General features: G+C 40.4%; 12 protein-coding genes and 1 pseudogene. 9 read left to right on the top strand and 4 right to left on the bottom strand.

What is annotated here, in order from left to right; translation table 11 throughout:
* Positions 1 to 195 precede the first annotated feature (195 nt).
* Positions 196 to 1308, top strand: a complete 1113-nt coding sequence (locus tag FFM67_RS09020) for a BAR domain-containing protein (protein WP_137614236.1) — start codon at positions 196 to 198, stop codon at positions 1306 to 1308.
* A 370-nt stretch (positions 1309 to 1678) separates the two neighbouring features.
* Here the strand turns inward: FFM67_RS09020 and FFM67_RS09015 are convergent, their stop codons facing one another.
* Positions 1679 to 2374 (bottom strand): SDR family NAD(P)-dependent oxidoreductase, encoded by a 696-nt coding sequence (locus tag FFM67_RS09015; protein WP_137614235.1) that lies wholly within the window; start codon positions 2372 to 2374, stop codon positions 1679 to 1681.
* A 101-nt stretch (positions 2375 to 2475) separates the two neighbouring features.
* Between FFM67_RS09015 and FFM67_RS09010 the strand changes: the two genes are divergently transcribed.
* The 6 genes and pseudogenes from FFM67_RS09010 (at position 2476) to FFM67_RS08985 (ending at position 6339) form a co-directional block, all read left to right on the top strand.
* On the top strand, positions 2476 to 2916 hold the full coding sequence (locus FFM67_RS09010) for a MerR family transcriptional regulator (RefSeq protein ID WP_137614234.1): 441 nt from the start codon (positions 2476 to 2478) through the stop codon (positions 2914 to 2916).
* A gap of 38 nt (positions 2917 to 2954) precedes the next feature.
* Positions 2955 to 3068 (top strand): annotated as a pseudogene (locus FFM67_RS09005) (glycoside hydrolase family 125 protein); the annotation flags it as partial.
* Positions 3069 to 3216: 148 nt separating this feature from the next.
* The gene (locus FFM67_RS09000; protein ID WP_137614233.1) at positions 3217 to 4092 is read left to right on the top strand and encodes an ROK family protein; all 876 of its coding nucleotides are present in this window, start codon (positions 3217 to 3219) and stop codon (positions 4090 to 4092) included.
* Positions 4093 to 4199: 107 nt separating this feature from the next.
* Positions 4200 to 4766, top strand: a complete 567-nt coding sequence (locus tag FFM67_RS08995) for an isochorismatase family protein (protein WP_174784474.1) — start codon at positions 4200 to 4202, stop codon at positions 4764 to 4766.
* Between the two features lie 188 nt (positions 4767 to 4954).
* Entirely contained in the window at positions 4955 to 5833 is an 879-nt protein-coding gene (gene scrK / locus FFM67_RS08990; RefSeq protein ID WP_137614231.1) for a fructokinase ScrK, read from the top strand.
* A 95-nt stretch (positions 5834 to 5928) separates the two neighbouring features.
* Entirely contained in the window at positions 5929 to 6339 is a 411-nt protein-coding gene (locus FFM67_RS08985) for a phosphate-starvation-inducible PsiE family protein (protein ID WP_137614230.1), read from the top strand.
* Positions 6340 to 6390: 51 nt separating this feature from the next.
* Here the strand turns inward: FFM67_RS08985 and FFM67_RS08980 are convergent, their stop codons facing one another.
* From FFM67_RS08980 to FFM67_RS08970, 3 genes are all read right to left on the bottom strand, one after another.
* Positions 6391 to 7266, bottom strand: a complete 876-nt coding sequence (locus FFM67_RS08980) for a sulfite exporter TauE/SafE family protein (protein ID WP_137614229.1) — start codon at positions 7264 to 7266, stop codon at positions 6391 to 6393.
* Between the two features lie 717 nt (positions 7267 to 7983).
* Positions 7984 to 8196, bottom strand: a complete 213-nt coding sequence (locus tag FFM67_RS08975; protein WP_137614228.1) for a tautomerase family protein — start codon at positions 8194 to 8196, stop codon at positions 7984 to 7986.
* A 26-nt stretch (positions 8197 to 8222) separates the two neighbouring features.
* Positions 8223 to 9209 carry an ornithine cyclodeaminase family protein gene (locus FFM67_RS08970; RefSeq protein ID WP_137614227.1) on the bottom strand — a complete coding sequence of 329 codons (987 nt, stop codon included), beginning with the start codon at positions 9207 to 9209 and terminating at the stop codon, positions 8223 to 8225.
* 491 nt (positions 9210 to 9700) lie between these two features.
* Here FFM67_RS08970 and FFM67_RS08965 point away from each other — a divergent pair, with 491 nt between their 5' ends.
* Positions 9701 to 10180 carry a rhodanese-like domain-containing protein gene (locus tag FFM67_RS08965; RefSeq protein ID WP_137614226.1) on the top strand — a complete coding sequence of 160 codons (480 nt, stop codon included), beginning with the start codon at positions 9701 to 9703 and terminating at the stop codon, positions 10178 to 10180.
* A gap of 141 nt (positions 10181 to 10321) precedes the next feature.
* The gene (locus FFM67_RS08960; protein ID WP_137614225.1) at positions 10322 to 11527 is read left to right on the top strand and encodes an MFS transporter; all 1206 of its coding nucleotides are present in this window, start codon (positions 10322 to 10324) and stop codon (positions 11525 to 11527) included.
* The last annotated feature ends 29 nt before the right edge of the window (positions 11528 to 11556 follow it).

Genomic DNA, 11556 nt, shown 5'->3' with positions numbered 1-11556 from the left:
AATTCTTTGGTCAGAACTATTTTGAGTGTAGCACAAATGGCTTTTTTAGTTGTCTAGCTTAATTTTACAATCGGCGAATCTATAAATTTTATCAAAAAAGAAGCATTGTTTGCTAAATGATTTGTGTCTAAACAGGAATAACTATATGATGAAAGAAAACGTTTTTACCTTAAAGTCTATATTGAGGAGAGAAAAATGAAAAAACTTAAAGTGGTAATAATGATGGCGCTGATGATCATTTTTTTTGCGGGGTGTAAAAAAGAAAATCAAAAAGAATTTTCGGCGGAACTCGCAAAGCAAAATGAAATGAATGCAGGGAAGTATTCAATCGTAGTGGACGAGCTGGCAATCAAAGGTGAGGAGCAAGATGCACCGACGCGGACATCGATGGAGATGGTCGCAAAAATGGTCAGCGGCACTAAAATTACTGGGGATTATCAAAAGGACACAGAAGCAAAGTTGGCCAAGATCAATATGAATATTGCAGCGTTAGGTCAAACGGTTCCATTGAATATGTATTTTGACATGAAAGAAAACAATCCGTCCGTTTATTTAAGCACAGAATTTATGTCGAAGGCGTTAGAGATCGCAAAAGAATTTAATGCAGAGACACCGATCAACGCCAAAGATTTTGAACAGTTCAAAGGGAAATATATCCACCTAACCAATGAAGATATTGAAAAAAATACGGCTGGTAAAACGCAGACGAGTGATATTACAGCTAGCTTCAACTCGAAGCACTTCGTGGATTATTTAGATACTTTAGACGCTGATTCCTTTAAGCAAGAAGGCAATACGATCCAACGAACCTTCACAAAAAAAGACATCCAAGGCTTTTTCGACTACGTGAAGGAAAATGGTAGTAAAAAAGAACAGGCATCTATCAAAGATGCTGAAAAGCAACTGGATCAATTATCAAGTTATAAACAAACAACAACGTTAAATACAAAAAAACATGCCCAAAAAACTACTATACAGGCCAATACAAAAAGTAATGGTACGAATCTGTCATTGAAGCTGACGATTAAAAATGACACAAAAGATTCGAAGCGAAAAATCGAATTGCCCAAAAAAAGTAACACGATTTCAGTGGAAGAATTCACTGAAAAGATATCAGCAGGGCAGCAGCAAGGTCAGTTTTCTCAAGAGGAATTCAATGAAATTTTAGCAGATATCAATAACAGCAATGAACAGATTACACCCGAATCAGCAGAACAGGTCAAACGTGCATATAAGCCTTACTTAACCGATGAGCAATTTAAGCAGTTGGAAGAAGCATTGAATGCAAAGACCACGATGGCGACTTAATAAAAGGGAGAGCGGACAAAATTCTGTCCGCTCTCCCTTTTTAATTGGACAATTAGTTACCGTAGAAACGTGGCGATGGATGAAGAGAACTAGCATGAAGCCAATCAAATCATAAACAGAGAACAGCAATGATTTGAATGATGCTCAGGATCACTGAGCCGTTGAAATACGTCTGATAGTGAATCAAGCCAAACAAGATACTAGTCTGTATCTTTGCTACAAGGGAAGAGCGCTTTATTATGAATAGATTCTAGGAATAAATGCAAAAGCCAGCGAAGGTAGAATAGTTTTCAGATCACTGGCTGATTAATTTGTAGGCAGGTAAATAAAAATAGAGCAACGAAATTTTTCTTCGTTGCTCTGTTTTTATTTAGTTTAATTCGCTATAGATTTCAAGAAACTTTCCTTGATGTGAAGTCCCATCTAGGAGAAGCTCCGAGATTTTCCCCGCAACATCATCTGCAGTGTGAAATCCTTCGGCAGTCATATTGCCATTTAAATCGGTAGTTGTTGGACCAGGGTGAACGCTGAAAATCTCTAAGTCCTTCTTTTCTTTGTCAAAGTCGATGGCAAGCGACTGCATCATGATATTTTGTGCGGCCTTCGTCGCTTTGTAGGCAAATGGATTCCAAAAAGGATTTGGAGTAGTTGGAATCGTGATGTTTACGATCCGGCCATGGTTCTTTTCTAATACCGGAAGTAAGCCTTGTGTAAGTTGAAAGGTACCGAAGAAATTGACTTGCATCGTCGCTTGCAAATCATCTAAACTTTCGTCCAAGCTTGATCCATGTCCGCCAGGAATCCCGGCGTTGTTGATTAGTAAATCAAGTTTTGAAAAATTTGTTTTGACGGTATTGATTGCTTGAGTGATCGTCGCGGGATCACTAAGGTCGATTAAAATAGAATCGACTTGTTGGATTCCATCAGCTTGAAGTTTTTCAACAGCGGCTTTCGCCCGTTCTTCATTCCGGGCACCGATGATAATGTGCCATTCTTTTTTGCCTAAGGCTTTCGCAAGTGCAAAGCCGATGCCTTTATTTGCGCCAGTAATTAATGCTGTTTTCATAATAAATCCTCCATTTTGACTAACTATTCTTTTTGAACTATGATTAGCATAAAGCCTAAACCATGGTTTAGGGCAAGAGAAATGTTTCTGGGGGGAAAAAAATGACGACTTATTCAATCAAAGAAGTGGCGGATAAATTTGACTTAACGATCTCCACTATTCGTTATTACGATAAAAAAGGCCTGCTGCCTTTTGTCGCAAAAAACAAATCAGGCTATCGCGAGTTTACTGAATCTGACCTGAACTTGATACACACGATTTGCTGTTTAAAAAATACTGGAATGCCGATTCATGACATCAAAGAATACATCGAGTGCAGTATGGAAGGTTCAAAGACAATCGAACAGCGAAAGCAATTATTGCAGTCTCATAAGGAAACGGTGTTACAACAGCAAGCTCAACTAATGGAGAACTTGAAGGAGATTGAGTGGAAGATTGAGCGCTATGATTCTCCTGATGCCAAAGAAAAAATTGATGCCCAAGTCGCTTATGTCATTAAAGAAAAACAGGAGCAGCAGTTAGCTCACGGCTTTCGATTGTAGCGATAAATCGACAACGACGAATGTAGATACGATTCAATGTCGATGTAAATGACCCTCAACAGTTTACTCGGGAATGGTTCTCGTGGGCTAATATGACCTATTGTCAATTGGCAATGCAGGACTTAGCGTTGAAAGAGCAGGATTCGACCTGATTTTTTCTCTGGAATTTGTTTTTTTCGGTAAAGAAGATATTGCGATGATGCAGTATCTTCTTTACAATTTTGAGGAAGAAGCTAAGGAAGAAAAATTTTCCTTTGTCCTTTTTACTGAATAAACGTGATGAACTGGGAGGAGCAAGAAATGGCTCAAAAGATTTTAGCGATCGACATCGGTGGATCAACGATAAAAAGTGGTTTATGGGAGAACAACAGCCTGACTGAGCTGCCGAGTTTGATTACACCTAAGACGTGGAATGAAATGAAAGCGTATTTAAAATCATTGGTAGAGAAACACCAGATTACAGATGGGGTTGCAATCAGTGCGCCGGGGGCAGTCAATGCGGAGGAAGGCATTATTTATGGTGTGAGTGCCGTGCCGTATCTACATCGCTTTCCAATCAAGCAAGAATTGACGGATTTCTTGGGGGTACCGGTAACGTTCCAAAACGATGCGAATTGCGCGACTTTGGCCGAGGTTTGGCAAGGAAATGCGCAAGGAATCGAAGCTGTGGCTTTCATGATCATCGGAACTGGGATTGGTGGTGGTATCGCAATTGACGGCAAACTGCGTACCGGTGCGAATTTATTTGGTGGTGAGTTTGGCTATCAAATCATCAATCCAACAACCTTGGAAACCTTAAGTGATCTTGGCAGCCCGGTCAGTATGGCGAAGCAGTTTTCGAAGCTTAAAGCAGAAGGCCGTGAGTATACAAGTAAAGAGGTTTTTGACTTGGCGGCGACTGGTGATGAGTTGGCGCAAGAACAGATTGATCAATTTTATGATGCGTTAAGTATTGGGATTTATAATATTTTAGTCTCGCTAGACCCCGATCGTATATTGATTGGCGGAGGAATTTCAACTAGAGCAGACTTATTGGAAAATCTTGAGGTCCGCGTCCAACGATTGCTGCAAAAGAATGGTGCGAAGGAATTGAAGGCGTCGATGATGCCGTGTAAGTTTTTGAATCAAGCGAATTTGATTGGGGCGGTCTATCAATTTTTAACGGAACAAGCTTAGCCCTAGCATCGTTTTCTGAGGATTAAAAAAATTTTAACTGGATTTACTTTGGAAAAAGGCGTAAATTACGGAAGGAACTTTTTTAAGTTAGAAAGCGAGTGTTTTGTTTGAAAAAAATCGATTTAGCTAGAACGGCCTTGGTCGTAATTGATTTACAAAAGGGAATTATAGGAACGGGAGAATTGCAGCCTTATAGTGCTTCATCCGTGCTTGAAAAAAATAATCAATTAGCAGCAGCGCTAAAAAATACTGCTGGCTTAGTTACGCTAGTTAACGTTGATCCGACCACGATGCAATTTTTGAATCCAGAACGCAGCAGTGGGTACGCAAATTTACCTGCAGCATTTTCAGAATTTGTTATGCCGATCGCAACGGATTCCAGCGCAAAAAATGTTATTAAAGTGACAAAGCATAATCCCGGAGCCTTCTTTGGAACTGATTTGGATCTGCAATTACGACGTCGAGATATTGATACAATCATTCTGACAGGTGTCGCTACAGCCAATGGTGTTTATGCGACAGCTTTGGATGCGTATCAACACGGGTATAAAGTCATCGTGGTTGAAGATGCTTGCGCCGATCGTGATATTGAATTGCATCAGATCTTTTTTGAAAAGTTGTTTACTAAGCTGGGTCAGGTGGCAACGACGAAAGAAGTTTTAGAAATGATTTAAAAGAGTGGGGGAATTTTTCTCTCACTTTTTTTCTGCAAATTTCATTCAGCAGAAAAAGTGGACTTGAAAGAAAAAACAAAGGAACCGCTACCAATAAATAATGATACAATAGAGCTTGAAAACATCGGACACGCGAAATTCGTGACTCTGTATGTGGAATAAAACTAAATGATTGTGAGTGAGGCTTAGTGGAAAAATTATTTGGCGGAATTGAAGCAGGCGGGACCAAGTTTGTTTGTGCTGTTGGAAATCAGGACTTAGAGATTCTTGAACGGGTCAGCTATCCCACGACAACACCGGAAGAGACAATAGCCTTAGTAATCGATTTTTTTAAGCAGTACCAAGAGCAGTTAGTCAGTATCGGTATTGGATCATTCGGTCCAATCGATATTCATCGGGATTCAAAAACGTATGGCTACATTACTTCAACCCCGAAGTTAGCATGGCAAAATTTTGATTTTGTTGGTGCGATGAAGCAGCAGTTCGATGTGCCGATGGCTTGGACGACCGATGTGAACGCAGCTTGCTATGGCGAATACGTGAAAGGCCGCGGTGATGGTGTTAACAGTGTAGTTTATTACACAATCGGTACTGGTATCGGTGGTGGCGCGTTACAGAAAGGTAACTTTGTCGAAGGTTTTAGTCATCCGGAGATGGGGCACGTCCTGGTTAGTCGTCATCCAGAAGATGATTTTGCGGGCAACTGTCCTTTTCATGGTCATTGTTTAGAGGGCATGGCTGCCGGTCCAGCAATTGAAAAACGGTTAGGTCGCAAAGGGCAAGACTTGAGTGAAGATGATCCATTCTGGGAGATCGAAGCGGATTACATTGCTCAATGTGCGTATAATACTACGTTAATGTTTTCACCGGATATAATTATTTTTGGCGGTGGTGTGATGCAACAAGAACATTTAGTCAAAAAAGTTCGCGCACGGTTCAAAAAATTGGTCAATGACTACGTGAAAACACCTGCTCTAGAGGACTATATTGTCACGCCAGCATTAGGCAATAATGCCGGAACGATTGGCTGTTTGGCTTTAGCACGTGACGCAAAGTTGCATTCATAAAAAGAGCCTTTAAGCGTTAATTGAGAGAAATCATATAATTTTGTTTTCAACCGTAAGCTTCGCTATAATTAATTTATTAGAGTGGGGGGTTGTTTATGAAAGGGACCTTTAAACAATTTGAAAAAATGATTAGCACAATTGTTGATATTATGCTGGCGTTATTAGTGATTGTCGTAGTCATTGTCATGGCAGAGGGAATTATTAATATTGTCTCACACGTGATTCCTCTGAGTTCAATGGAGGATTTATCTTTATTGATTGAAGAGATTGCCACGCTGTTTATTTTACTTGAGGTCATCTTGATGCTGATGCGCTACATCAAAGAAGGCCATCACATTCCAGTCCGCTACTTGATTTTAATCAGTATCACAGCCATTTTACGGGAGTTGTTATTAGCTCAAGGCGATGGGCTACATTCGCTATTGCTTTCCAGTTCGATCTTAGTTTTAGTCGTGGTGTTGTTGATTTTAGAAAAAGTGAAGGCTTTTCATAAGGGCGATCATTAAAAAGTTAGACCCAAATAAAAAATCCTCATCCATAAAGGGTGAGGTTTTTTTTTAGGCAGTAACCGTTTTGCGTGATTTTAAAATATATTGGATGCCCGTATAGAAAATAATAACAATCACTAAATAAGTAATCATCGTAATATCAAGTCCCATTAAGAATTGCGAGGCAATGATGACTCCGGGAACTCCTCCAAGCGTGATGGCTAAAGCGATTTTTCTGGAATACGCTTTTTCACGAATGAAGTTAATACTTGCGACCGGCTGCAGTCCAGCACATGAGCACATCATAATCGGGAAGGCAGCAAGGGGTGTCATACCTAGCATGTAAACCATCGCCATACAAGGAGCGTACAAGCCGACACCGACAGTCATTAACGCACCAAAAAAGAAATTTCCCACAATTCCGATCGCTAATTTTGCTCCGGTCAGACCCATCGCAGTATTGCCTCTTCCTAATAATGCGATCACTTCGGTTTGTCTTAACAGCATTAGAATAGCCGTGATCAGCAACGCCCAACCAATCCATTTTTGAATGGCTGTTTCGGAAAGTTTTGTAACAAACTTGGACCCGAACCAAGAGCCGACGATGGCTGCTAGAATCAACGTGACTAAGGTCACTGGGTCAACTTCGATGACCGTGACGAAAATCACTGCCTCGGTCAACACAGGAATCGCGTGGCCGACATTTAAAATCCCCGGCAGCTTGCGGTCGTCCTTGTTTTGCTTTGTAATATTCAACATCATGGTCGTTAACGCAAAACTTCCGATTCCAATCGTGTCAGCGAAGTCGGCGATAAAACCGATGATTCCGTTGATGATCCAATTTCCCGGGCCGAGGTCGTCACGATGCATCAACACGTCACGTACCAGCATAATTGCTTGAAAAATAATTAACCCAATCAAAATATAAAAAATAATCTGTGCCATAACTCACACTACTTTCCCTGTTTTTTAATAATTATAACAAGAAATGAAATGGAAAAACCACAAAACCTGAAAATTTTGTGATTGATTGAACGAAAAGGTGAGGTTAAGAGTGGAAAGTGTTAAGAAATACGCGACTGCGATAAAAAGCTATTGCTGGTCACGATAAAAAAATCAATTTGGCAACACATGTAGGGACGTCGAGAAGAAGAGCCAGGTTGTAAGCGAATGGCTGCAAAATTTATCTTGGTAAAATACGTTCAACCATAGACAAGATAGACGACTCACTTTTATCCGATATTTAATGTCTGGCTGGACTGGATCGTTTTCCGCCAACTCTTTGGCAAAAGGCAGAGTATTCACCCCACAGGTTAGGAATATTTTAAAACCTTCACCGCTTTGGTAAGATGGCCTGGTTCAACAGTTTTTAAGAAGACGATATATTTATATCCATAATAGGCGTCTCCTTTCTATCTGTTTTTCCCATGCTAAGTATGTTAAACATTCGTTTTTATAGTTGAGTGACCTATGATAAGTTTCAGCTAGTAACTACCTAAAGAAAAAGCCGCTAAAATCAGAAGGATAAACTGATTTTTTAGCGGATTTTAGGGTGATTACTGGTAAATTTTTTTCAATTCAAAGAAGTTTTTTTCTTATCATAGAGAGCTGTCTAATAATAGAGACGCTTCATTAGACAGCAATGAATGAAGCTCGGATCGTTTAAAAATCAGCATCGATATAAATATCTTCGCCGGCGATTTCATCATCGATCACATCGGCCCATTTGTCAGCAGGGATCTCTTTAAAGGAGACCGAAACGACATTCGGTTCACAGCCTAATTCGTCTACGACTAGATTCTGTAGTTTGTCAGCGAAATCTTGTTTTACTTCCTTCGAACGACCGGGATATAATCTTACGGATAAGTGGGGCATAATTTTTTCCTCCTATTTTCTAGTGATTAGGACCATTTGGTTCCAATTTTCATTTCACAGGCACGCTCATAAATTTTTTGTGCCGTGACTAAATCTTGTGCGCCAATGCCGACGGTTTTAAATACGATGATTTCATCAGCTAGTTCACGGCCAACGATTTTTCCGGTTAGCACGTCACCAATATCACCAGTGAAATCGTCTTTAGTAATCCGTCCTTCTTCCAATGGGATCAAAATATCACCAGCTTCAGAGAGCACGGCTTCTTCGGAATCAAAATAAATTTTTGCCGCCCTCTCCAAAATTACTGGGTCCATCTCCTGCATATGAGGTTGATAAGAGCCTACACAACTAACGGTTGCGCCTGCTTTGACCTTGCTGCCATCAAAAACTGGAGAAGTCGCGGGGGTGACAGTAATGATCAAGTCTGCTTCACGGATGGCTTCATCAGAAGTTGCCGCGGGTAAAATTTTTGTCCCGTAACGTTTCAACTCGTGATCCATTTTTTTGGCAAAGTCTCTGGTACGTTCTGGATTTTGGTCATAGACGAAGACCGTTTCTAACGTTCGAATGCAAAGCATGGCTTCTAATTGTGTAGCGGCTTGTCCACCGGTGCCGATCAATGCGCCACTTTTCGCGTCTTTACGACCTAAAAGGTCAAGGGCGACACCAGAAGCCGCGCCTGTTCGTAATTGAGTGACTGTGGCACCATCTAACAAAGCATTGACGTAGCCATTTTTTCCATCCACCAGTAATACTTGCGCTGGTGCGGAGGACAAGTCCTTGTCGATATTGTCAGGAAAAATATTGATGATCTTCAAAGCGGCGGCATCCAAATCAGGGGCATAAGCCGGCATGAATAAAAAAGTTCCGTTTTGTTTTTCTGAAACGATTTGCGTTCTTAGTGGGACTTCGGTTTTACCTTCACTAAATAATCGAAAGGCGAGCTTATCTGCTTCAATTGCATCTTTCATGGAAAAAACTTGATGGATGTCTGTGGGGGATAAAAGTAGCATAAAAAACCTCCTTTTGGTCTTATGAAATCGTCTTCTTACTATTAAAATTATAAGCGATTTCAAGAGAGGCTTCAAAGTAATTTTAATTTTTTTTAATAGTATAATGATCGTTATAAAAAATGGTTATTGCCGATTTTAAATCCTATTTAAGTGTTTAATTAACGCTATTTATAATTATTGCCATTTTTCATTTTACCGATTAAATAGTTATTGAAAAGCCGTGCACCTTTCTATATACTTTATTTGAAGATAGCCCTTACATACAAGCGGGTGGAGGTGAGAGAATTGGTAGCATATCGTTTATGATCATGAGGAAAATGGATACTTAGAGTCTCTAAGGACGTGCAGAAATTCTTTCATCAACACTATCTTGACGATATTATTTGTGACTAAGTTCACTAGTGAGAGTTAAACAAAAAAATATGGATGATCCTCGGCTTGATGAAAGTTTTTCCATGCAAAAAAAATTTGATATGGAAGAAGGATTGAAAGTGAAAAAAAGAGTAAACGGAATTGTAATGATTTTATTGGCAGTCTTTGCTGTCGTAGTCACTGGTTGTACAAAAGGAGAAGCGAAGGAAGATCGTGCTGAAGCCGACATTGAGTGGCAGATGATCGCGCCGAAAGACATGAAAAAAGTGATTGAGAAGGAGTCGAAGGACAGCTATCAAATTATCGACATCCAACCAGAATCAGACTTTAAAAAAGGCCATTTGCCAAATTCAATCAGTGTTCCCGCATATCCAGTGGACACAGAGAAACTTGAAAAAATTGTCGTAGATCACGCAGATCAATTTAAAGAAGGGGACAACCCTATTTATGTTGTGTGTCCTGGCGGTGGCAGTGGTGCGAAACGAACAGTTTCGATTTTAATCGACGAAGGAGTCGATGCAACACGTCTGCATATCATTGAAAACGGTGCGAAAAACTGGCCGTATAAAGAGGACCAGAATCTTTGGGTGACCGACTAATCAAATAAGCTTAGAGAGTAAAAACTCTCTAAGCTTATTTTTTTCTGCCGCCTGTTTTAGGGACAATTTATTTTTGAATTCTTCTGGTTTCCAATTTTTTATCACGTATAATAAATTTAAAATGGAGTGTATGGAGGAACTATGGAGAATTCAAAGCAGCTGAAATTAAATTTACAATATATCGGAATGCAGGTTCCTTATTGGATGGGGTACTCGGTCTTAGGCACGTTTACTTCTGTATTTTTGTTATCGAGGAATTTTACGAATGGGCAGATTGGAATGGTATTGGCGCTGGCTAATCTATTGGCGGCGATTGTTCAGCCGTTTTTGGCTTCGTTTGCTGATCGAATGACGCGTATTCGGCTGTCGCAACTAGCTGCTGGAATGGCGGCGCTGTTAGTTTTATTTTCCGGCGTCTTAGTCCTTTTGCCGAAAGAATTCTTGATTGTTGCAGTGGTATATGTACTGCTGTATGCTTGTTTGGTTTTACTACAGCCGTTGACGATTGCGATTGGGACGTTTTTTATTAGTCGTGGCTACGGATTGAACTTCGGCTTGGCTCGTGGCTTAGGCTCACTGGCTTTTGCCGGGGCAGCGGCAGTAACAGGGGTTTTAATTGAAGCTTTTTCGGCGAATATCATTTTGTTGTTATTGATTGGTATTTTTCTTTTCTTTATGGTGATGACCTTGTTTTTAGATACACGAAAACACGGGGGCAATTATTCGGACTCTTTGTTAGTGGTGGAGGCGGATGAGGATCTGCTTGAAGAACCGATTGATCTTTTTTCTTTTATGAAGAAATACAAACGTTTTATGGGTTTATTGGCAGGCGCCTCTTTACTATTTGTTTTTCATACGATCGTCAATAGTTATATGTTCCAGATTATGCAGCCTTTAGGTGGCAGTGAAGCAAATGTCGGTACGTCGCTGTCTATCGCCGCATTGAGTGAATTGCCAACGATGTTTTTCTTTTCTTGGCTGTTGAAACGATTTAAGGTTCATTCTTTGATGCGTGGGGCAGCACTTTTCTTTTCAATCAAAGCGCTGATCATTTTATTTGCAGGGAATCTTTTTATGATTAATTTGGCTCAAGGGTTACAAATGGTCGGCTTTGCGATGCACACGATGGCATCGGTTTATTATACCAATCAAATCATTCCCCAAAAGGATTTAGTCAAAGGCCAGACGCTAATGGCGATGGCCAATACAGTTGGTGGTATCATTGGTTCGTTAGTAGGCGGTCAAATGCTGAACTTTCTATCCGTTCAAGCCATGTTGTTGATTGGAACCGTGATCTCGATCTTAGGGACGGTAATCGTATGGGGGACAGTTCAGCGGACGCACTGATCGTGTTAGGCGTTTTAGTTTCACTTCTT

This window comes from Enterococcus viikkiensis (assembly GCF_005405345.1).
GTDB classification, from domain to species: Bacteria; Bacillota; Bacilli; order Lactobacillales; family Enterococcaceae; genus Enterococcus_A; species Enterococcus_A viikkiensis.
The sequence above is the reverse complement of the archived record's forward strand: the minus strand, read 5'-3'. Positions and strand labels throughout refer to the sequence as shown.